This window comes from Pseudomaricurvus sp. HS19 (genome assembly GCF_009857815.1).
GTDB lineage: Bacteria > Pseudomonadota > Gammaproteobacteria > Pseudomonadales > Cellvibrionaceae > Pseudomaricurvus.
In genome coordinates, this window is the sequence record NZ_WVVW01000002.1 from 256,236 (window position 1) to 277,047 (window position 20,812).

At 62.1% G+C, this 20,812-nt stretch carries 20 protein-coding genes; 6 read left to right on the forward strand and 14 right to left on the reverse strand.

What is annotated here, in order from left to right; genetic code table 11:
• Nucleotides 1-231: 231 nt before the first annotated feature.
• The 4 genes from GSF27_RS08900 to GSF27_RS08915 form a co-directional block, all read right to left on the reverse strand.
• The gene (locus GSF27_RS08900) at nucleotides 232-738 is read right to left on the reverse strand and encodes a dihydrofolate reductase (RefSeq protein ID WP_160968052.1); all 507 of its coding nucleotides are present in this window, start codon (nucleotides 736-738) and stop codon (nucleotides 232-234) included.
• 8 nt (nucleotides 739-746) lie between these two features.
• Nucleotides 747-1,598, reverse strand: a complete 852-nt coding sequence (locus GSF27_RS08905) for a thymidylate synthase (protein WP_160968054.1) — start codon at nucleotides 1,596-1,598, stop codon at nucleotides 747-749.
• Nucleotides 1,595-2,458 (reverse strand): prolipoprotein diacylglyceryl transferase, encoded by an 864-nt coding sequence (gene lgt / locus GSF27_RS08910; RefSeq protein ID WP_160968056.1) that lies wholly within the window; start codon nucleotides 2,456-2,458, stop codon nucleotides 1,595-1,597. The genes GSF27_RS08905 and lgt overlap by 4 nt, the downstream gene beginning before the upstream one ends.
• A gap of 107 nt (nucleotides 2,459-2,565) precedes the next feature.
• The gene (locus GSF27_RS08915) at nucleotides 2,566-3,375 is read right to left on the reverse strand and encodes a sulfite exporter TauE/SafE family protein (RefSeq protein ID WP_237457466.1); all 810 of its coding nucleotides are present in this window, start codon (nucleotides 3,373-3,375) and stop codon (nucleotides 2,566-2,568) included.
• Between the two features lie 119 nt (nucleotides 3,376-3,494).
• Here GSF27_RS08915 and GSF27_RS08920 point away from each other — a divergent pair, with 119 nt between their 5' ends.
• The 4 genes from GSF27_RS08920 to GSF27_RS08935 all read left to right on the forward strand — a co-directional run bounded on the left by GSF27_RS08920 (nucleotide 3,495) and on the right by GSF27_RS08935 (nucleotide 6,285).
• Entirely contained in the window at nucleotides 3,495-4,043 is a 549-nt protein-coding gene (locus GSF27_RS08920) for a DUF2878 domain-containing protein (protein WP_160968058.1), read from the forward strand.
• On the forward strand, nucleotides 4,037-4,618 hold the full coding sequence (locus GSF27_RS08925; protein WP_160968060.1) for a chalcone isomerase family protein: 582 nt from the start codon (nucleotides 4,037-4,039) through the stop codon (nucleotides 4,616-4,618). The genes GSF27_RS08920 and GSF27_RS08925 overlap by 7 nt, the downstream gene beginning before the upstream one ends.
• On the forward strand, nucleotides 4,615-5,391 hold the full coding sequence (locus tag GSF27_RS08930; RefSeq protein WP_160968062.1) for an SDR family oxidoreductase: 777 nt from the start codon (nucleotides 4,615-4,617) through the stop codon (nucleotides 5,389-5,391). Before GSF27_RS08925 ends, GSF27_RS08930 begins: the two co-directional genes overlap by 4 nt.
• Nucleotides 5,392-5,478: 87 nt before the next feature.
• Nucleotides 5,479-6,285, forward strand: coding sequence for an NRDE family protein (locus GSF27_RS08935; protein WP_160968064.1), 807 nt, complete (start codon nucleotides 5,479-5,481; stop codon nucleotides 6,283-6,285).
• 73 nt (nucleotides 6,286-6,358) lie between these two features.
• Here GSF27_RS08935 and ptsP read toward each other — a convergent pair whose 3' ends face one another.
• Together ptsP and GSF27_RS08945 are read right to left on the reverse strand one after the other, a co-directional pair.
• Entirely contained in the window at nucleotides 6,359-8,629 is a 2,271-nt protein-coding gene (gene ptsP / locus GSF27_RS08940) for a phosphoenolpyruvate--protein phosphotransferase (protein ID WP_160968066.1), read from the reverse strand.
• 9 nt (nucleotides 8,630-8,638) lie between these two features.
• Nucleotides 8,639-9,145: an RNA pyrophosphohydrolase gene (locus GSF27_RS08945; protein WP_160968068.1), complete on the reverse strand. Its 507-nt coding sequence runs from the start codon at nucleotides 9,143-9,145 to the stop codon at nucleotides 8,639-8,641.
• A 269-nt stretch (nucleotides 9,146-9,414) separates the two neighbouring features.
• On the opposite strand from GSF27_RS08945, the gene GSF27_RS08950 reads away from it, so the two are divergent.
• Entirely contained in the window at nucleotides 9,415-10,083 is a 669-nt protein-coding gene (locus tag GSF27_RS08950; protein ID WP_160968070.1) for an HAD family hydrolase, read from the forward strand.
• 49 nt (nucleotides 10,084-10,132) lie between these two features.
• Complete coding sequence (locus GSF27_RS08955) at nucleotides 10,133-11,254, forward strand: imelysin family protein (RefSeq protein ID WP_160968072.1); 1,122 nt, start codon at nucleotides 10,133-10,135, stop codon at nucleotides 11,252-11,254.
• Between the two features lie 74 nt (nucleotides 11,255-11,328).
• Here the strand turns inward: GSF27_RS08955 and GSF27_RS08960 are convergent, their stop codons facing one another.
• The 8 genes from GSF27_RS08960 to GSF27_RS08995 all read right to left on the reverse strand — a co-directional run bounded on the left by GSF27_RS08960 (nucleotide 11,329) and on the right by GSF27_RS08995 (nucleotide 20,771).
• A complete protein-coding gene (locus tag GSF27_RS08960) occupies nucleotides 11,329-12,531 on the reverse strand; it encodes a class I SAM-dependent rRNA methyltransferase (RefSeq protein WP_160968074.1) in 1,203 nt (400 codons plus the stop codon).
• A 122-nt stretch (nucleotides 12,532-12,653) separates the two neighbouring features.
• Nucleotides 12,654-13,283: an ACP phosphodiesterase gene (locus GSF27_RS08965; protein ID WP_160968076.1), complete on the reverse strand. Its 630-nt coding sequence runs from the start codon at nucleotides 13,281-13,283 to the stop codon at nucleotides 12,654-12,656.
• A gap of 10 nt (nucleotides 13,284-13,293) precedes the next feature.
• The gene (gshA, locus tag GSF27_RS08970) at nucleotides 13,294-14,880 is read right to left on the reverse strand and encodes a glutamate--cysteine ligase (protein ID WP_237457467.1); all 1,587 of its coding nucleotides are present in this window, start codon (nucleotides 14,878-14,880) and stop codon (nucleotides 13,294-13,296) included.
• A 121-nt stretch (nucleotides 14,881-15,001) separates the two neighbouring features.
• Entirely contained in the window at nucleotides 15,002-15,319 is a 318-nt protein-coding gene (locus GSF27_RS08975) for a hypothetical protein (protein WP_160968078.1), read from the reverse strand.
• 208 nt (nucleotides 15,320-15,527) lie between these two features.
• Nucleotides 15,528-15,734 carry a cold-shock protein gene (locus GSF27_RS08980; protein WP_160968080.1) on the reverse strand — a complete coding sequence of 69 codons (207 nt, stop codon included), beginning with the start codon at nucleotides 15,732-15,734 and terminating at the stop codon, nucleotides 15,528-15,530.
• Between the two features lie 299 nt (nucleotides 15,735-16,033).
• Nucleotides 16,034-17,971 (reverse strand): acetate--CoA ligase, encoded by a 1,938-nt coding sequence (acs, locus tag GSF27_RS08985; protein ID WP_160968082.1) that lies wholly within the window; start codon nucleotides 17,969-17,971, stop codon nucleotides 16,034-16,036.
• A 116-nt stretch (nucleotides 17,972-18,087) separates the two neighbouring features.
• Nucleotides 18,088-19,650 (reverse strand): DHA2 family efflux MFS transporter permease subunit, encoded by a 1,563-nt coding sequence (locus tag GSF27_RS08990; protein ID WP_202410367.1) that lies wholly within the window; start codon nucleotides 19,648-19,650, stop codon nucleotides 18,088-18,090.
• An 8-nt stretch (nucleotides 19,651-19,658) separates the two neighbouring features.
• A complete protein-coding gene (locus tag GSF27_RS08995) occupies nucleotides 19,659-20,771 on the reverse strand; it encodes an HlyD family secretion protein (RefSeq protein ID WP_160968084.1) in 1,113 nt (370 codons plus the stop codon).
• Nucleotides 20,772-20,812: the final 41 nt, after the last annotated feature.

The following is a 20,812-nucleotide window of genomic DNA, read 5'->3' on the forward strand; positions in this document are numbered from 1 at the left end:
ATTTTCGCCATGTGGCGATAATTTGAAGCTGGCCATTTAATAACACCGGCTTTAAACATTCAACGGTTTGTCTGGAAACTTCCGGCGATGTGTATATTGGTATCAGGGCGGGTAACAACTGCATTGCAGCTATTCAATCCGAAGTAACAATTTCGCTTTATTGTTAGGAAAAATTATAAGAGTAACCACAAGCCGACACCCACCCACCCGTTACCGGATGAGCAGGATTGGCTAATTATTGATCAATCCGGATTCGAGAACGCAGAAGGCATAAGGTAATCCGGACGCTTCGGAGATGCCGTCTTTGCGACTCACTTCACACCATTCGGAACCCAACTCCGGAAACCAGGCATCCCCCTCAAACTCGCGCCCGATTCGGGTCAGATATACACGCTTTGCCAGTGGCAGGGCCTCGGCATAGATCTGCCCACCGCCGATCACCATCACCTCTTCAGGCTGCTCCTGTCGCGCCAGGGCAATGGCGTCCGCCAGTGAACCGGCCACAGAGACACCCTCACTTTGCCAGTCGGACTGACGGGTAATGACGATATTGTGCCGACCCGGCAAGGGCCTGCCGATGGATTCGAAGGTCTTGCGCCCCATGATCACCGGTTTGCCCAGGGTGACCTGTTTGAAATAGCGCAGGTCCTCCGGCAGATGCCAGGGCATGGCGTTGTTAAGGCCGATCACGCGGTTCTGCGCCTGTGCCACGATCAGGGCTACGGGTGCTTCATTCATAAACAGCCTTACACGGAAAACGGGTAGTTGATGGGGTCGTGGTGCTCGTAGCCCACCACCTCGAAATCGTCCATGGTGACCCAGGTCTCCAGGTCTTCCAGCTTGCGGATATCGGGGTTGATGTTGAGCTGCGGCGAGGCAAAGGGCTCGCGCTGCAGCTGCACATCACGCATCAGTTCCAGCTGGTCTTCGTAGATGTGGGCATTGACGATCTTGTGGTAGGCCTGCCCCGGCTTGTGGCCGGTGATCTGCGCCACCAGCGCCAGCAACACAAACACCTGGATCTGGTTGAAGTTGAGGCCCAGCGGCACATCGCAGGAGCGCTGGTAGGAGGTGAGGTAGAGGGTATCCCCCAGCAGGGAGAAGTTGTGGGTGTGCATGCAGGGGCGCAGGCAGCCCATATGGAATTCGCCGGGGTTATAGAAACTCAGGATTTCGCCACGATCATCGATACCGTTGCAGAGGTTGTGCACCAGCTTGGCGAACTGGTCTACGCTGCCACCATCCGGCTTGCTCCAGCTGCGCCCCTGCACACCATAGACCCGGCCCATGTCGTCCTCGCCCTTGCGGAAAGGACTCTGCAGCCACACCTCGTTGTCGTTGGCGTTGGCATCCCAGGTTTTGGTGCCCAGCTTGCGGAAATCGGCCGCGTTGTCATAGCCGCGCAGGTAACCCAGCAGCTCGGCAATGGCGGACTTCCAGTAGCTCTTGCGGGTGGTAATCAGGGGAAATTGATTGGCGGCCACATCGTAGCTCAGGTCCGCGTTGATCACGGTGAGGCAACGCTTGCCAGTGCGTTCGTTTTCGACCCACACCCCCTCGTCAACGATACGCTGACACAGGTCCAGATACTGCTTCATGATGCGTTCCCCCCATTGTTCACCGCAGCTGCCGGCTGCTGTTCATTGCGGGCACGCCGATAGGCCAGCACCAGCAATACCACCCCCAGCACAACCATGGGCAGGGATAGCTCCTGCCCCCGGGTCATCCAGCCCAGGGCATCGAGACCAATATGGCTGTCCGGCTCCCGTACAAACTCCACCGCAAAGCGGAAGCTGCCGTACAGCACCAGGAACAGGCCGCTGACCGCCATGCGTGGCCGCGGCTTTGACGAAAACCAGTAGAGCACCACAAACAGCACCAACCCCTCCAGTGCCGCCTGGTAGAGCTGCGACGGGTGCCGTGCCAGGCCCAGCGGGTCGCGGGGAAACACCATGCCCCAGGAGACGTCCGTAGCGCGCCCCCACAACTCCTGGCCGATAAAATTACCGAGCCGTCCAAAACCGAGCCCCAGGGGCGCCAGCGGTGCCACAAAATCCATCAGGCGGAAGAACGGCACCTTGATTTTCCAGGCGTAGAGCGCCATCGCCGCGATCACACCGATCATGCCGCCATGGAAGGACATACCGCCCTCCCACACCCGCAACAGCCACGCAGGCTCCTGCAGCAGTCGATCAAAATGGTAGAAGAACACGTAGCCCAGGCGACCGCCCAGTACCACCCCTATCGCCCCCCAGACGATCATGTCTTCTACCTGGGCGCGGGTTATGGGGGAGTGGGGAAGGCCAGCGCGATACAGCGCCAGCAGCCAGGCGCAACCGAAGCCAACCAGGTACATGATGCCGTACCAGTGGACTTGCAGTGGGCCAAGGGTGTGACCGAACAGCTCGAAGGGGCCCAGCGCGATAGCGACCGGGTCAATAGCGGGGTATTTCAGCATAAGTCCTGCGGATTACTTTCTCTGGAGACTGGCTTGCCTGGAGTAAGTGACTCCAGCGTGGCCCGCCCTCGCGTTACTCGTCCTTTGTCACCCCGGCGCCAGGCACCTCAGGCGTGGCTCGCCATCATACCACCAATCAACAACTGCCCCGCAATGAGCAACAGGACCACAGCGAAGGCCTGCTGCAGGCGACGGGCCGGCAGCCGGTGAGCCAGCTTGGCCCCTACCCGCGAGGCGGGGGCACTGCACACTACCATGCCAGCGAAGGCAGGCAGGTAGATGAATCCGACCGCAAATTCCGGCAGTTGTTCATGCTGCCAGCCCTGCACCAGATAGGAGAGCGAACCGGAGAGCGCGATGGGCAGCCCCAGGGCGGCAGAGGTGGCCACCGCGCGAGCCATGACCATGCCGCAGTAGCGCAGGAAAGGCACCGTCATTGAGCCGCCACCCACGCCGAACAACGCCGACAGGGTACCAATCAGGGTGGCCACTGTGGTCAGGCCGACACGCCCGGGCAGGCGTACCTGACCACTGGGCACCGCGCGCAGCATGGTAATTGCCACAAACACCAGAAACACCGCAAAGGCAGTCTGCAGCTGCGGCCCCTTGAGCTCCGCCGCCACCATACCGCCAATCCAGCCACCCACCAGTACGCCGGGAATCAGCGCCGGCAGCACACCGAGCTCCACCGCCCCTTTCTGCCAGTGTGTCCAGGCCGAGGTAATGGATGTCACCACAATGCAGGTGAGCGACGTCCCCACCGCCAGGTGGGTGAGAATCTCCGGCGGAAAACCGAGGGCCGCAAAGGCATAAATCAGCGCCGGCACCATCACCACGCCACCACCGAGACCAAACAGCCCCGCCACCAGACCCGCCAGTGATCCCACCAAAGCAAAAAGAAGTAACAGTGTCAGCATAAGCCCCCCTCGACGGCTGGCGGCATTATCCGGAAATCGGCGGGGGCCAGCAAACTCATCCACCGTCAGCGCCGCTGCGTAATCCCCTTAAACACCACCAACACCGGGAGAAACAGGGCATGTGGTTCAGGGGCCCGCTTAACAGCCAGCAGCTACTACTCAACGCAGCGGGCTTCCAACTGCTGTGGTGGTGCTGTGTGTTGCTGGGCAACAGCGCCCTGCCACTGGCTGCTGCACTGCTGCTACTGCACCTGTGGATGCACCCGCAGCCACAGCCCGAGCTGCGAGTTGTGGTACTGACCGCGGCCATCGGCATGAGCGTCGATGCCGTGCTGGGCCACGCCGGCCTCTATCGCTTTGCCGACCAGGCCATGATTCCCCTGCTGCAACTGCCCTGGTGGCTATTGCTGCTTTGGCTCGGCTTTGGCGCCTGCCTGCGCCAGAGCCTGGCCTGGCTACGCCCCCACCCCCTGCTGGCGGCGGTCAGCGGCGGGCTGGCAGGCGGCGCCTCTTACTGGGCCGCCGCCCGCCTCGGTGCCGTGGAGTTTCCCCTGGGCAATACGGTCACGGCACTGGTGATAGGGGCCCTGTGGCTGGCACTGCTGCCACTGCTGCTGTATCTGGCCCAGGCCACCCCCAAACCACTCCCGGGAGGCAAACCATGCTGATACGCCGACCTGCAACGCGCAAACCACTTCTGGCCTGGGCCGGCTTGTGGCTGCTGCTCCAGCCCGCCTGCCTGTACGCCACCGCCCCACCCCTGCCCCGGGACTGGCCGCTGGTGGGTGAAGCGCAACTGAGCGTGCTCTGGTGGGACATCTACCAGGCGCGGCTGTTTCGCCCGGAACACGGCCACCGCAATCACTCCCCGTGGGAGGGGCAGCCGCTGTTACTGGAGCTCACCTACCAGCGCGACATCAGTGCCGACCAGCTGCTGCGCGAAACCGAGAGCCAGCTGCAGCCCTTCAGCAGCGGCGAACAGCGCCGCCAATGGCTGCCGCAACTGGCGCGCCTGTGGCCCGATGTACACAAGGGTGATCGCCTCAGCCTCTTCACCGATGCCGGGGGCGCGGCCTGGTTCTATGCCAATGGCGATCTCCTCGGCAGCATCAGCGACCCGGCATTCGCCCCCGCGTTCCTCAGTATCTGGCTGGCACCGGAAAGCCAATTTCCGGAGCTGGCCCGCGCCCTGCGCGGTGAGCACAGCTCCGCTCACCAGCCACACCAGAGGCCTGACACATGACTAGCCCCAACCCCCTCCCCTGGCGCCACGCCTGGGTCACCGGCGCCGGCCGCGGAATCGGCGCCGCCCTCTGCGAAGCCCTGAGTCGCGCCGGCGTCAGGGTCACCGCCTCGGCCCGCAACCGCGCCGAGCTTGAGGCCCTGCAGCAGCGCTGTGCCAACTTGCCCGGGCCCATTGAGCCGGCGCCACTGGACATCACCGACCCGCAGCAGATCCATGCGCTTTGCCAGCACTGGCAGGCTCGTGACGACTGGCCACAGCTGGCGGTTCTCAACGCCGGCACCCACGACCCGTTTGGCGCCGCCGACTTCAGTACCGAGCGCTGCCAGCAGCTGTGGCAGACCAACCTGCTGGGCACCTGTCACTGCCTGGAGCCGGTGATGAAACAGATGCTGGAAACCGGCAGCGGCCACATCGCCGTCATGGCATCGTCCGCCGGATATCGGGGGCTGCCCACCGCCGCGGCCTACGGCGCCGGCAAGGCGGCGCTGATTCATCTGGCCGAATCGCTGTACCCGGAACTGCAGAACCACGGAGTGAAATTGCAGGTGATTAACCCGGGCTTTGTGCGTACCCCCCTGACGGACAGGAATGAGTTCCCCATGCCGGACCTGATGGAGGCGGATGACGCCGCCAGTGCACTGCTGAAGGGGCTCTGCAGTGATCGCTTCGAGATTATCTTTCCGCGCCGCTTTGTGACCTTCCTGAAGCTGTTGCGGCTGCTGCCCTACGGCCTCTACTTTCCGCTGATTCGTCGCATCACCGGCGTTTAGCGCCTTAATCCGGCCACGCACATTGCGCCTTTACAGGGGGCCAACCTTTACGCAAACTGCCGGACCCGAACGTTGAAACACCCGCCCATGTGTCTGATAGTTTTCGGCTTGCGCAGCCACCCCGACTACCCCCTGATCGTCGCCGCCAACCGCGATGAGTATTATCAGCGGCCCACGGACAATGCCAGCCTGTGGCAGCCCGTGCCGGGTGGGGAGACCGTGCTCAGCGGCCGCGACCTGCAGGCCGGAGGCACCTGGATGGGTGTGCGCGCCAATGGCCGCTTTGCCGCGGTCACCAATATCCGCAACGGCCATATCAATTCCGATCGCCCCCGCTCCCGCGGGCAGCTGGTACTGGACAGCCTGCTGAGCCCGGACGCGGCCGCACACCTGCAACAACTGCAGTCGCAGGCGGCGCAATTCAACGGTTTTAACCTGCTCAGCGGCAGCGCTGACAGCCTCTGGTACAGCTCCAACATCGACACCTTTGGCAGTGATGCCGGGCAGCGCCAACAGGGTGCCAACCGCGAGTTGGCGGCGGGCGTCTACGGCCTCAGCAACGGCTTGCTGGACAGCCCCTGGCCCAAGGTGGAGCGCAGCCGCCAGGGCCTGCTGCAATGCCTGCAGCGGGACTGGTCGAATCCGGCAGCGCGTTGTGATGAGCTGTTTGACCTGCTGGCCGACGCCAGCGCCGCACCGGTGGCGCAGCTGCCCCAGACCGGCATTCCGCTGGAGCGGGAAATACAGCTCTCCTCCGCCTTTATCCACAGCGCCGACTACGGCACCCGCGCCTCCACCCTGGCCCTGTTCCACCGCCGGCACGGCTGGCAGTTTATTGAGCGGCAATTTAATGAGCAGGGGATCAGCGGGGAGCAGAGCTGGCAGCTGGGCTGAGCCCGGGGACACAACACTGAGAAACGGGAAGCCGGATAAGAGGAGGGGCGCGGGGAAAAAGGAACCGCCCGGGTTATTCGGTCAGGTCGGTGGGCGGGCCGCTTACCAGGCGTGAGAGACCGGCGCTCTCCAGGCCCTTGTCGAGGCACTGCAGTACGGCCTCCACATCTTCCTGCACCATCACCTGATCCAGCAGGTCTTCCGCCTGCTCCAGGGTGATACTGCGGATCACCTTCTTCACCTTGGGCAGGTTGGTGGCGTTCATGGAGAGCACATCGTAGCCCATGGCCATCAGCAGCACCGCCGCCGCCGGATCACCAGCCAGCTCACCACAGATGCCCACACTCGCCCCCTGGCTATGGCCGTCGCGCACAATCTGGTGCAGGGCCCGCAGTACCGCCGGGTGGAAAGCCTGATAGAGATCCGCCACCTGCGGGTTGTTGCGATCCACCGCCAGCAGGTACTGGGTGAGGTCGTTACTGCCCACCGACAGGAAATCGGAGCGCGCCGCCAGTTCGCGGGCCTGGTAGACCGCCGCCGGCACCTCGATCATGACACCGATGGGTGGCACCTCGATCTGGTAGCCCTCTTCCACTAACTCCTGGTGAGCGCGATAGATCAGCGCCTTGCTGGCATCCAGCTCACCGACACTGGAGATCATGGGCAGCATGATGCGCATGTTGTTGAGGCCTTCGCTGGCCTTGAGCATGGCGCGCACCTGGGCGAGAAAAATCTCCGGATGGTCGAGGGTGACACGAATACCCCGCCAGCCGAGGAAAGGGTTCTCCTCGTCGATGGGGAAATAGGGCAGCGACTTGTCGCCGCCGATATCCAGCGTGCGCATGGTGACCGTCTTGGGGGCAAATGCCTCCAGCTGCTCACGATAGGTGAGGCGCTGCTCCTCCTCGCTGGGGAAGCGCTCACGCAGCAGGAAGGGAATTTCGGTACGGTAGAGCCCCACCCCCTCGGCGCCACGCTCCAGCGAGCGCACCACGTCGGCCATCAGGCCCGTGTTCACCCACAATGGGACCCGGTGTTTGTCCGTGGTTTCGCAGGGTAGGTCCTTGAGCGCCTCCAGCCCCTTGACCAGTTCCTGCTCCTCGGCACAGATGGCCTCGAAGTGCTGGCGCAGGTCCTCCCGCGGATCGCAGTAGACATTGCCGCGGTAGCCGTCGACGATCAGCTCCCGCCCCTCCAGCTGGGTGAAGGGCATATCCACCGCCCCCATCACCGTGGGGATACCCATGGCCCGCGCCAGGATGGCAACGTGGGAGTTGCTGGAGCCCTGCACCGACACCATACCGGCGAGACGCTCCTTGGGCACCTCGCCCAGCATGGAAGCCGTCAGCTCCTCACCCAACAGAATGGCGTTTTCGGGAAACACCCGGCTCTTCTGGGTGGACTCCTGCAGATAGGCCAGCACCCGCCGGCCCAGGTCGCGGATATCGGCAGCGCGCTCACGCAGGTAGGCGTCGTTCATGCTGCTGAAGTTACGCTCGTGCTCGAGGATTACCTCACTCCAGGCGTAGGCGGCGCCCATGCCGTTGCGGATACGCTCCACCACTTCGCCACCGAGGGAGGCGTCATCGAGCATGGAGAGGTAAGCATCGAACAGCGCCTGTTCCTGGGCGTTGAGGCGCGCCTCCAGTTGCTTGCCCAGCTCCTTGATATCGTTGCGCGCCGAAGCCAGGCAGCGGTTAAAAAAGGCCAGCTCGGCATCCACATCGGTACAGGCCCGGAAGGGCACGCTGCGCAGGTCCGCCGCCGGCGACATCACCACAGCGCGGCCAATGGCCACCCCCGGCGACCCGGCCACACCCTTGAAACGGGCTGAGCGGGCCTTCTGCCCCATGACCTTGAGCGCACCGGTGGCCTCGGCATGGGCAATAACACCGGCCAGCTGGGCGGACATGGTCACCAGGAAGGCCTCTTCGCCCTCATCGAAACGACGCCGCTCCACCTGCTGTACCACCAGCACCCCCAGCACCTGCCGCTGGTGGATGATGGGCACACCCATGAAGGAGGAGTAACGCTCCTCACCGGTGGCTTCGAAGTACTGGTATTTGGGGTGAGCAGTGGCCTGCTCCAGGTTGATGGGCTCTTCCCGCTGGGCCACATAGCCCACCAGGCCCTCTCCCAGAGCCAGGGTCACCTGACCCACCGATGACTGGTTCAGGCCATCGGTGGCCATGAGCACAAAATTGCCCTGGCCATCACGCAGGTAGGCGGAACACACTTCGGTGACCATCACCGACTTGACCCGCTGCACAATAATATTCAGGGCCGACTGCAGATCGCGGGCGGCGTTGACTTCCTGAACAATACTGCGCAGATAATTCAGCATAGAGGGGCCCTAGCCACTGCTGGCAACGCTGCGGGATTCCAGCAGCGCGTGCACGGGTGCCAGCTCTTTCATGGCCCGGCGGTAGACGTCGCGTTTGAATGCCACTACCTGATCCAGCGGATACCAGTAGCTCACCCAGCGCCAGTGATCGAATTCAGCCTTGCCGTGGGTATCGAGGCGCACGGCGCTGTCGTCGGAGATCAGCTGCAACAGAAACCATTTCTGCTTCTGGCCAACACAGAGGGGATTACTGCCATGGCGCTGCAGCCGCTGGGGCAGGCGGTAGCGCAACCAGCCGCGGGTGCGGCCGAGAATTTTCACATCCTTGCGGGTCAACCCAACCTCCTCATTGAGCTCGCGGAAGAGAGCCTCCTCCGGGTCTTCCCCTTCCTGAATACCACCCTGGGGAAACTGCCAGGCGTCCTGGCCGCCAACACGGCGGGCCCACAGCACCTGTCCCCGGGAATTGGTGAGGATAATGCCAACATTGGGCCGGAAACCGTCTGCATCAATCACTCTTAAATTCTCCCACGGTACCTGTTTGGCCAATGTCTATAACGAACAGCTATTGTTCCACACTTCTTCGACTTTCATCAATGCGACCGGCACGTCAACAGGAGCAGCCATGTTGCCGCAGCCCGACGGGGGTTTTGTGACACCGGCGCAGGACAGCAGCGCTAATTTTTTTCACACTCCAACGCCGCTCCTGTATCCTAGCGCCCTTTGCCGGCCCCTGCCTGCAACCCGCGCCAAACAATCCCAGCCAACCACCCGGAGGTGACCTCGTGAGACTGGCAATATTTGACCTGGACAACACCCTGATTGCCGGTGACAGCGACCACGCCTGGGGCGAATTTATGGTGCAGGAAGGGATGGTGGACGCCCAGGCCTACAAGCTGGCCAACGACCAGTTCTATGCTGACTACGAAGCCGGCCAGCTGGACCTGGAAGCCTACCTGGAGTTCAGCCTCGCCCCGCTGACCCGCTACAGCCTGGAAGAGCTGGCGCAACTGCACAACAAATTTATGCAGCAGGTGATTGATCCCCTGCGCCTGCCCAAGGCCGAGGCGCTGCTGCAGGAACACCGCGACGCCGGCGACTACCTGCTGATCATCACCTCCACCAACGGTTTCATCACCAAACCCATTGCCGAGTCCCTGGGCGTCGACGACATCCTCGCCACCGATGCCGAAATCCTCGACGACCGCTACACCGGCCGCATTGTCGGCACCCCCTGCTTCCAGAGCGGCAAAATCACCCGCCTGCAGGAGTGGCTGCGACACGCCGGCGAGCGCGGCTTCAGTGGCTCACTGGACGACTGCTACTTCTACAGCGATTCCATGAATGACCTGCCACTGCTGCTGCAGGTGGATAACCCGGTGGTGGTAGACCCGGACCCGGCCCTGGCAGAGCACGCGCAACAGGCAGGCTGGCCCGTTATCAGCCTGCGCTGACCCGGGGCAGACAAGACCACACGCAACACCCACGAGAGTACTGACAACCATGATCCTTGCACCGCGGCCCAAGACAACATCAGCTCTGCTGCTGGCCACGCTGCTCTGCCTGTGGGGCTGTGACAGCGACCAGCCCGCCACCTCCGATACCGCAGAGACCACCTCCGCCGCCGCCACCGATCAGGCCGACGCCATCAGCAACCGGCTCTGGCAGCACTTCGATACAGCAACCGCCAGCGCCATCAGCAGCGTGGTCACCCTGCAGCAAGCGCTGCAGGCACTGGCAGGCGAGCCCACCGATGCCCACCTGCAAGCGGCGCGGGACGCCTGGCGCAACAGCCATCAACAGCTGCTGCAACTGAGCCCGCTGTTTGCCCTGGGCCAGGTGCAGGCCACCCTCTTCCGCCAGCTGGACGATGCCCGCTGGCAGAGCGATGCCTGGCCCATTGAGCCGGGCTACCTGGACTACTTCGATCTCTACCGGCACAGCGGCCTGGTGAACGATATTGTGATTCCCATTGATGCCGAAGCGGTGCGCCATCAGCACGGTTTCAGCAGCGAGGCCGATGTGGCGCTGGGCCTGCACGCCATGGAGTACCTGCTGTGGGGTGAGAAGGGCGAGCGCCCCCTGGACGACTTTGTGGCTGGCTCCCCCAGCAGCGAGCAGCAGGCCAGCGGCATGACCGCCATCGACCTGCCAGGCCATCGCCGGGTCGCCTTGCTGCAGCTGCAGGCCAACCTGCTGCTGGAAGACCTCGGCAGCCTGCAATACCGCCTCTCCCACCCCGCCAGCGGCCTGCGCAAGGCGTATCAGTCACTGCCCCCCAGCGGTCGCCTGCAACTGTGGCAGCAAGCCTCGGCGCATCTGTTGCAGCAACTGCAAGCCGGTGGTGAGACCTCTCCTTCCCAACACGCACCTTTTGCCGGCGACAATCGCGCCAGCATCAGGGCGCAGCTGCAAGCCATCGACACGTTACTGAGTGACACCGATGAAACTACCCCGGCGCTGCTGCAGTGGCTGACGCCGCAGCACCAGGAGGGCATCGCCCGTGAGCTGCAGGCGCTGATGGAGAGCCTGGCAGACAGCGGTGAAACCGAAGAAGATCCCGCCAACCTGCTCTCCGCGGAACAACGGCAGCAACTGGAGAAACTGAGCCAGGGCCTGAAGTAAAACGGGAGACCGGGGCACAGGGCCCCGGTCCGCAATACTCTGGCGCCTCAGCACCAGCTTTCAGGTAACAGGCTTCAGGGTAAATAGACGCGGGCAAATACCGCTTTCAGGTAGTCGGTTTCCGCAATGGCCGGGTGCACCGGGTGATCGGCACCCTGCCCGCCCTGATGCAGGATCTGGGCGTGGCGATCCAGGTGACGGGCAGCGCCACGGACTATCTCCACCAGGGTGTCACGCTGCAGGTGCATACTGCAGGAGGCTGACACCAGCAGGCCATCCCGCGCCAGCAGGCGCATGGCCAGCTCGTTAAGGTGGCGGTAAGCCGCCTCGCCGGACTTCTGGTCCTTTTTGCGCTTGATAAACGCCGGCGGATCCAGCACCACGATATCAAAGCTCTCGTTTTGGGCGATCAGGTCTTTCAGCACCGCCACTGCCTTGCCGTGCAGGCCACTCATGCGTTCATCGACACCGTTGAGGGCCGCGTTCTCCCCCACCCACTGCAGTGCCTGCTCGGAGGCATCGACACAAATCACTTCACTGGCACCGGCGGCCGCCGCCTGCACGCCCCAGCCACCCACGTAGGAGAAGACATCCAGCACCCGCTTGCCCGGCGCCAGCCGCTGCAACATGGCACGACTGTCGCGGTGATCGTAGAACCAGCCGGTCTTCTGGCCAGTGGCGATGGGGGCCAGGAAGCGCACTCCGTTCTCCTCCAGCTCTGCCGCTTCCGGCACATCACCGATGGCCTCCACATACTCCGGCAGCCCTTCCGCCGCCCGCGCCGAGTGATCGTTGCGCAGCAGGATGGCGGTGGGCTTGAGGCACTGCTGCAGCGCCGCCACTACCGACTCTTTCAGCAGCTCCATACCCCAGGTGGCGATCTGCACCACCAGGTAGTCGCCGAAACGATCCACCACCAGCCCCGGCAAGAGGTCGCTGTCACCGTAGACCAGGCGATAGAAGGGTTTGTCGAAGCAGGCTTCCCGCAGCGCCAGCGCCTGTTTGATGCGATGCACCAGCAGCGATTTATCCAGCGGGTGCGACACATCCCGGTTCACCACCCGGCCACAGATGAGACCGCCGGGATTGAGCGTGGCAATGGCCAGCGGCTTGCCCTGCTGGGTGCACACCTGCACCTGCTGGCCGGGGGTAAAATCTTTCAGCGGGGTGCGCTCCACGTCCACCTCGTTGGAGTAGATCCACAGATGGCCGCGCTTGAGACGACGATCCGCCTGTGCCTTGAGCAACAGTTGGGGCAGTGGGGATGCAGATGACATGGGGCCTCCGGCGGCGATCTGTGTGGTGGTGAAGAAGGGCGCGCATTATAGGGGAAAAGCGGCGGCAGGGGTGAACCACCTCTCGCCGCCGACTCTGCAGGCTCTGCCGGGTTGGGCGGCGATTACTGACCGCTGCGCAACAGGGTCTCCTGCTGGCGCTGCGCATCGGCCCAGCGGCGCAGCTCCGGCAGCAGCTGCAGGAAATGGTGTTCGATCTCCGCCCCCCGGGCCACCACCGCGTCACCGGCAGCGCGCAAGTCCAGCGGGTAGCGCAGGCGCTGCTCTATGGCTGCCAGTACCTGCCGGTAAGTGGTCAGTTCACCATAGCCACGAAACAGGTGATTGTCGCGGGCACGCCCCAGGTAACGCTCTGCCCTTGCCGGCAGGCGACCACCCTGTTGCGCACTGAAGTCGTAGAAGCGCTGGCTGAACTGGTCCAGTGGCTGTTCGCAAAACGCAGCCCAGTGATGCACCAGCAGGTAATCGAAGTAGACATCCAGCGCTACACCGGCGATACGCCGCCGGGACGCCGGCAACAACTGCAGGCAGGCGCGATAGTCTTCCAGCTGCTCCACCCGGGCATCCAGCAACCGGTGCAGGCGCACACCGCCGCGCACCGCTGGTGGCCACGACCGGCCACTGCTGTCGGTCAGCGTGTCCGGCAAAGGCCCCTTGATGAAATCCCCCAGCAGGCCGCCCAGCTGCCAGTGCAGGTCGGGACCGGACAGCCAGATGTGGGCCAGGTAGTTCACCGCCGGCTCTCTATCCCTGGCAGCAGGTGTACTGGGCGTAGTAGTTGGCGAGGTAATCCTCGAACGGCTCCCAGTGACGCGCGTCCAGGTCCTGCTGTTGTGCCAGCGAGTCGCGGGCCAGCGCCTGCATGCGTTGCAGCGCATCGCCCTGCAACGGTCGCTGACGATAGTAGTCGGCGTGACGCAGGGACTGATTCATGGCGAAGCGGAAGAAAGTTTCGTCCCGCGATGCCATGTCGGTGAGTATCTGTGCTGACGGTGTCAACTGCGGCTGCGCCAGCTTGATACGCTGCGCCTCCACCGCCTCCGAGTACAGACTGGTGTCGTAGCTGCGATCCAGCAGCTGTGCCACCCGCAGTATGTCGTCCAGCATGGCATTGCCCCACTGTTGCACTGACTGATCACCGGCGGCACTGTGCAGGCGCATGGACGTGTCCCGCCCGCGAGTGACGATGAGGCGCTGGTTTTCCTGCGCCCGCTTGTATTTCACGCAATCGGTCTCGGGGCTGTCGCTGAGCAGGCAGTAGAGCAGGAACACATCCATGAAATCGATCTGCTGTGCGTTGATCCCCAGCGGCTCATAGGGGTTGAGGTCTATGCAGCGCACTTCGATGTACTCCACCCCGCGATTGTGGAGAGCGCCCAACGCCGTCTCGCCTGAACGGGCGGTGCGTTTGGGGCGGATGGTGCTGTAAAACTCGTTCTCGATCTGCAGCAGGCTGGTATTGAGCTGCTTGTAGTTACCGTCGGCGTCTTTCAATCCACGGGCTGTGTAATCCGGATGCGGTTGCGTGATAGCAGCACACAGAGTACTGAGATAGGTCTCCAGGTGGTTGTAGTCCACCACCAGTGAGTTTTGTGCACTGCTCTGGTAGCCCAGGTCACCCATGCGCAGCGAGGTAGCATAGGGCAGGTGCAGGCTGTGGGTATCACTGCCAAAGGGCACCAGGTTGTGATCGCGACCACGTACAAAGCTCTTGCACACCGCCGGCGACGCACCGAACAGGTAGAGTAGCAGCCAGAAGGTGCGGCGGAAGTTGCGGATCAGGTCAAAGTAACGCCGGTTCTTGTAACGCTGCAGGCTGTCGCCATTACCTTCGCGCCCGTGCCAGAAGTGCCAGAACTCGTCGTTGAGGGAAAAGTTGTAATGGATGCCGGCGATGGTCTGCATGGCGCGACCGTAACGCTCACCCAGCCCCAGCCGATAGATGGTCTTCATCCGTGCCGGATTGGAGGTGCCGTAACGCCCCACCGGAATATTGTCGTCGCCGGCCAGCATACAGGGCATGCTCGCCACCCACAGGTATTCATCGTCCAGCACCTGGTAGGTGTAGCGCTGAATTTCGTCCAACTGCTTCAGCAGGCTGTCGGTACTGTCTCCGGGCGGGGTAATAAATTCCAGCAGGGATTCGCTGTAGTCGGTGGTAATACCCGGATGGGTCATGGCCGACCCCAGCGCCGCCGGGTGTGGCGTCTGCGCCAGGGTGCCCTCGCCATTGACGCGCAAACTCTCTTTCTCGAGACCTTTGTAGACCCGGGTGAGGGAGGCATGGGCAGTATCATTGAGAACTGCAAGACGTTGGGTTAGCAGTGACAAGCTGAGATCCTCAAGCGCACACCGGTATAACGGTGTGTGAGTACAGATGGGAAAACGCTGGCAGTGTCGCCACCCGCCTCAGGTCAGCGCACCAACGTCGATAATGAAGGATTATAACCGGTCAGGCGTTTTCCGCTGCCAGTTCGGGCTCCGCTTGCAGCTCTTCACGGCATTCACTCTCTTCACCGGCGGCCCCGGCCACCGCCAGCGGCGGCAGGTCCTCATCCCGCAACAGCGGCAGGCCGCGATCATTCAGCGGGCACTCGAGAATTTTCATGCGCAGCGTATAGTCACGGGCATTGGTTTCAATCATGTGATTGAGCGCCTCATCGCGGTGTGCGGTGCGAAAGAGCGTCGAAGCCTCCCGGCCATCCACCCACTCGCCCTGCTTGCTGAGCAATTGCTGGTACTGGTTCTGTAGAAGAAAAACGTTGCTCATGAACCCCTCATGATTCTCCGGTCAGACATTGGATCGGCCTTGAGTTTACTTGCAATCCCGCAGCAGTGCCAACGTCACAGCCCGCCAACCTGACGAGCAGCAGGCATAAAAAAACCCGGTCACCACGCAGTCTGAACCGCGCCGGCCGGGCTTCCGGAGTACCGCGACACCAGCAGCTGCCAGCGCCTGCGGCGATCTCTCAAATGGCTTACAGAGGAACGATCTCTTCAGCCTGAGGACCTTTCTGACCCTGGGTCACTTTGAATTCCACTTTCTGGCCTTCGGCCAGAGTGCGGAAGCCAGTGCCCTGGATAGCGCTGAAGTGCGCGAATACATCAGGACCATTTTCCTGCTCGATGAAACCAAAACCTTTGGAGTCGTTAAACCACTTAACGGTACCGGTGACTTTAGACATGGATCATTTCCTATCTTCAAAAGTGTGTATGTGCTCACAGTGAGCAGTGGTGCTGAAGTGTGTTGCTAGCTACTTATGAAAACAGGACGAGGTGCCAGAGGTCTTTCCAGAAGTGGTGCCAGAGGTACTTCGAAATGTGCATAAATATTAAGGCGCACTTTCAAGCGAGGTTTAGCTTATAAAGCATCCAACTTCGCCGTCAAGCAGTTCCTGCAACCTTAACAAAACATTTTCAGCAATTTGTTGCCCCGATAAAAAAGGGGGCACTGTCGTACCCCCGCAATCGCTCGTACTTACTGTTAACGATTCAGACGATTTTCAATCAGCTGCTCCACCACCGATGGATCGGCCAGGGTAGAGGTATCCCCCAGGCTATCCAGTTCGTTGGCGGCAATCTTGCGCAGAATACGGCGCATGATTTTGCCGGAGCGGGTCTTCGGCAGGCCCGGCGCCCACTGGATCCAGTCGGGCTTGGCAATGGGACCGATCTCCTGCACACACAGGTTAACCAGTGCCTTTTTCAACTCATCAGTGGGCGTGACGCCGGCCATTGGCGTGACATAACAGTAGATGCCCTGCCCCTTGATATCGTGCGGAGCGCCAACCACGGCGGCCTCTGCAATATCGTGGTGCAATACCAGTGCGCTCTCCACTTCGGCGGTACCCATGCGGTGGCCGGATACGTTGAGCACATCATCCACACGACCGGTAATCCAGTAGTAACCGTCCTCATCGCGACGGGCGCCGTCACCGGTAAAGTAATAACCCGGGTAGGTGCTGAAATAGGTTTCCACACAGCGCTGGTGATCACCGTAAACACTGCGGATCTGGCTGGGCCAGGAGGCCTTGATGGCCAGGCTGCCTTCGCCCGGGCCTTCGATCTCCTTGCCCTCACCGTCCAGCAACACCGGCTGCACACCAAAGAACGGCAGGGTTGCCGAGCCGGGTTTAAGTGCTGTGGCGCCCGGCAGCGGGGTCAGCATGTGGGCTCCGGTTTCGGTCTGCCACCAGGTGTCGACAATTGGACAACGGCTCTCGCCCACCACGCGGTGGTACCACTCCCAGGCTTCCGGGTTGATGGGCTCTCCCACCGTACCCAGCAGGCGCAGGGACTCACGGGTGGAGTTGGTTACGTACTGGTCGCCAGCACCCATCAGGGCGCGGATCGCCGTGGGCGCGGTGTAGAAAATATTCACCTTGTGCTTGTCCACAATCTGCCAGCAACGCGAAGCATCCGGATAGGTAGGCACGCCTTCGAACATCAGGGTGATGGCGCCGTTGTTCAGCGGGCCGTAGACGATATAACTGTGACCGGTAACCCAGCCCACATCGGCGGTACACCAGTAGACCTCACCCTCTTTGTAGTCGAAGGTGTACTTGTGGGTCATGGCCGCCTGCAACAGGTAACCGGCAGTGGTGTGCAACACACCCTTGGGCTTGCCGGTGGAACCGGAGGTGTAGAGGATAAAGAGCGGATCTTCCGCTGCCATGGGTTCAGGCTCACACTGGGCCGGCATGCTGGCAGTGGCCTGGTGATACCAGACGTCACGGCTCTCGTCCCAATTCACTTCACCGCCGGTGCGTCTTACCACCAGGCAGGTGTGCACATCGGGACACTCCTCCAGCGCGCGATCAGCGTTGGCTTTCAGCGGCACCGCCTTGCCACCGCGAACACCTTCATCAGCGGTGATCAGTACACGGCAATCGGAATCGAGGATACGCCCCTGCAGGGCGTCGGGAGAGAAGCCGCCAAACACCACCGAGTGCACGGCACCGATACGGGCACAGGCGAGCATGGCGTAGGCCGCTTCCAGAATCATCGGCATGTAGATACAGACGCGGTCACCTTTCTTGACGCCGCGATCACGCAGGACGTTGGCCAGCTTGCACACTTCATCGTGCAGCTGCTGATAGGTCACCTTCTTGTCATTGTGCGGGTCATCGCCCTCCCAGATGATGGCGACCTGGTCGTGGCGCTGGGGCAGGTGACGATCGATACAGTTGACGCTGACGTTGAGTTCACCATCGCCAAACCAGCTGGCAGTGCCCTTGTGAAAATCAAACTCCTGCACCTGGGTAAAAGGCTTGCTCCAGGTAAGGAATTTATTGGCCTCTTCGGCCCAGAAAGCGTCAGGGTCTTCAACCGACTGGCGATACATCAGCTCGTAAGTGTGGTGATCAATCCAGGCATTGTTTGCGACTTCGCGCGCCACCGGATAGACGTGAACCTCTGACATGGTAACTCCCTATTTTTAAACTGTTATAACTATAGGGGAAATCTTAAACCAGAGGGGGCCGGGAGCAGAACCCTACTTTAGTAGACCAGCTTCAAGCCCGGCCCTGTACCAGAGCCCTAGTGAGCACTACTCACGGCTTGCCGCGGCGGGCTCATCAGGGGCAGTAACAGCAGTGACACACCAATCGCAGCCCCCATCAGCAACTGGATATCATTGAACGTCATCATCAGCGCTTCACGACTGACCAGCTGTTGCGCCAACGCCAGCACCCGCTGATCCGAGCCCAGGCCGGCGCTGTCGAGGTAGAGGCCAGCCTGGCGGGCAAACTCCTGAAACTCCGGTCGCACCGGGTTGATCCAGTCGCTGAGTCTCGCCAGGTGCAGGTCGAAACGCCTGTCCAGCAGGGTATTGATTGCCGCCAGCCCCATGGCACCGCCCATATTGCGCGACAGGTTGTAGAGCCCGCTGGCATTACTCATCTGCTGCAATTGCAGGGTCCCCAGGGCAATGGTGTTGAGAGTGATGATCATGGACACCAGCCCCATGCCACGAATGGCCAGCGGCCAGAAGAGCTGATCGCCCGCGGCCTCCGAACTCAACAGGCTGGCGCCGAAAAAGCCACAGGCCGCCAGCAGTATGCCGCCGGCCAATACCACCCGGGCGCCAAAGGCCGCCGCCAGCCGCCCTGCCAGTGGTGCGGTCAGGAACATGGCAATGCCGCCGATACTCATCACAGTACCGATCTGCAGGGCATTGAAATGCTGCACCCGCGCCAGGTACAGCGGGGTCACATAGACACCACCAAACAGCCCCATACCCATCACCGCTGCCACCAGGCAACCGAGGAAGAAATTGCGGTTGGCAAAGATACGCAGGTCAATCAGTGGCTGGTGGTAGGTGAGGCAACGCCACAGGAACAGCACCCCGGAGAGGGAACAGACACAGGTCCAGAAGGTGATCACCGGCTCATCAAACCAGTCATCCCTGGGACCTTCGTCCAGCACGAACTCCAGCCCCCCCAGGAACAGCGCCATCAGCACCAGCCCCCGCAGGTCTATCTGCCGGATCAGTGACGGATCGGCCTGGTCGAAGTCGGGCATCGCCGACACCAGCATAATGATGATAAGGCCCGGCACCACGTTGATCAGGAACAGCCAGTGCCAGGAGAAGGTATCGGTAATAAAACCGCCGAGGGTGGGGCCGATGGCCGGCGCACAGGTCACAATCATCCCCACCACCACATTGGCGCTGGCCTGCCGCTCCTTTGGAAAGATCATGTAGATGGAGCTGAAGACACAGGGGATCATGCCGCCGCCAATAAACCCCTGCAGCACCCGCAGCACAATCAGGGACTGCAGCGACCAGGCGAAGGCACAGGCAAAGCTCGCCGCGGTAAAGCCTATGGCGGAAATCACAAACAGGCGCCGGCTACCCCACATACGGGCCAGGTAACCGGACAGGGGAATCATGATCACTTCGGCAATCAGGTAAGCGGTCTGTATCCAGCTGATCTCATCGGGACTGGCAGCCAGGCCAGCCTGAATATCCGACAGCGAGCTGGCCACAATCTGGATATCGAGAATGGCGAGAAACATCCCCACCACCATCGCCACCCAGCCAATCAACAGCCGTCGCGGCACCGCTGCTGCCGGCGCCTGCCCGAGTACCGCGTCAGTCACACCTCACCTCAAAAGCCGAGGCGTGCCTGGGCCGGGGCAGCGGGCCCGGGCAGCTCCACCGGCTCGGCAAGCACCAACCGCTCACTGCCGCTGCGCGTGTCCACCCTGGCAACCACAGACATGCCCGGACGCAGCCGCCCCTGCAGCTCTGCCAGGTTCTGCACCCGGATACGGACCGGGATACGCTGCACGATTTTGGTAAAGTTACCGGTGGCATTCTCCGGCGGCAGCAGGCTGAAACGGGAGCCGGCGGCCGGCGAAAAACTGTCGATATAGCCCTGCAGCGGCTCACCCGCCAGGGCATCCACCTCCAGTGCCACCCGCTGTCCCGGTTGCATGGAAGAGACCTGGGTCTCCTTGAAGTTGGCGGTCACATAGACCTCGGCCAGGGGCACCACGGTCATCACCTGCACCCCCGGCTGCAGAAGCTGCCCCACCTGTACCCTCTTGTTGCCCAGCACCCCGGCTACCGGCGCACGCAACACTGTATTTTCCAGGTCAATCTGCGCCAGCTGCCGGGTGGCTTCCGCCTCGGCCAGAGCCGCCTGCAGCTCCAGCCGCCGGTCCCGGAACACCGACAGGCGCCCCTGCTCCGCCGCCAACCGGGCCTCCGCCGCCACCAGCGCCGCATCGGCCTGCACCGCCTTGGCCACAGCGTCATCCAGCTGCTGACGACTGGCAGCACCGCTGCGCCCCAGCTCGGTAAAACGACTCCGGTCACTGCCGGCCCGCTGCTGCTCCGCCCTGGCGCTGGTCTGCTCAGCCTGTACCTGGCGAATAACAGACTGCTGCAGCCGTATTTCACTTTCCAGGGTCTGCAGGGCCGCCACCTGCGCGCCCAACGCTGCCTCCGCGTAGGCAACACGCGCCCGGTAGTCGGAGTCCTCAATCTTCAGCAATGGCTGGCCAGCCACCACGGGCTCATTGTCCTGCACCAGCACTTCGACCACATAACCAGTAATTTTCGGGGCCAGCACGGCCATGTCCGCTTCCACGTAGGCGTTGTCCGTCGATTGCAGGTGACGACTGACAAAAAACCAGTGCGCAGCCAATGCCCCCAGCAGCAGAACCACCACGGACACCAATAACACCAGTTTTTGCTTCGCTGCATCGGCAGTCATGTGAACACCTCCGAAAAAGGTACTAACCAGTACCAAAAGGG

Coding starts and splice junctions, on each gene's coding strand:
- GSF27_RS08915 (WP_237457466.1), bottom strand. CDS start 3,375: ATGCTGACACTGTTACTTCTTTTTGCTTTGGTGGGATCACTGGCGGGT.
- GSF27_RS08980 (WP_160968080.1), bottom strand. CDS start 15,734: ATGTCTAAAGTCACCGGTACCGTTAAGTGGTTTAACGACTCCAAAGGT.
- GSF27_RS08995 (WP_160968084.1), bottom strand. CDS start 20,771: ATGACTGCCGATGCAGCGAAGCAAAAACTGGTGTTATTGGTGTCCGTG.
- GSF27_RS08905 (WP_160968054.1), bottom strand. CDS start 1,598: ATGAAGCAGTATCTGGACCTGTGTCAGCGTATCGTTGACGAGGGGGTG.
- GSF27_RS08920 (WP_160968058.1), top strand. CDS start 3,495: ATGTGGTTCAGGGGCCCGCTTAACAGCCAGCAGCTACTACTCAACGCA.
- GSF27_RS08930 (WP_160968062.1), top strand. CDS start 4,615: ATGACTAGCCCCAACCCCCTCCCCTGGCGCCACGCCTGGGTCACCGGC.
- GSF27_RS08935 (WP_160968064.1), top strand. CDS start 5,479: ATGTGTCTGATAGTTTTCGGCTTGCGCAGCCACCCCGACTACCCCCTG.
- acs (WP_160968082.1), bottom strand. CDS start 17,971: ATGTCAGAGGTTCACGTCTATCCGGTGGCGCGCGAAGTCGCAAACAAT.
- lgt (WP_160968056.1), bottom strand. CDS start 2,458: ATGCTGAAATACCCCGCTATTGACCCGGTCGCTATCGCGCTGGGCCCC.
- GSF27_RS08960 (WP_160968074.1), bottom strand. CDS start 12,531: ATGTCATCTGCATCCCCACTGCCCCAACTGTTGCTCAAGGCACAGGCG.
- ptsP (WP_160968066.1), bottom strand. CDS start 8,629: ATGCTGAATTATCTGCGCAGTATTGTTCAGGAAGTCAACGCCGCCCGC.
- GSF27_RS08975 (WP_160968078.1), bottom strand. CDS start 15,319: ATGAGCAACGTTTTTCTTCTACAGAACCAGTACCAGCAATTGCTCAGC.
- GSF27_RS08925 (WP_160968060.1), top strand. CDS start 4,037: ATGCTGATACGCCGACCTGCAACGCGCAAACCACTTCTGGCCTGGGCC.
- GSF27_RS08900 (WP_160968052.1), bottom strand. CDS start 738: ATGAATGAAGCACCCGTAGCCCTGATCGTGGCACAGGCGCAGAACCGC.
- GSF27_RS08955 (WP_160968072.1), top strand. CDS start 10,133: ATGATCCTTGCACCGCGGCCCAAGACAACATCAGCTCTGCTGCTGGCC.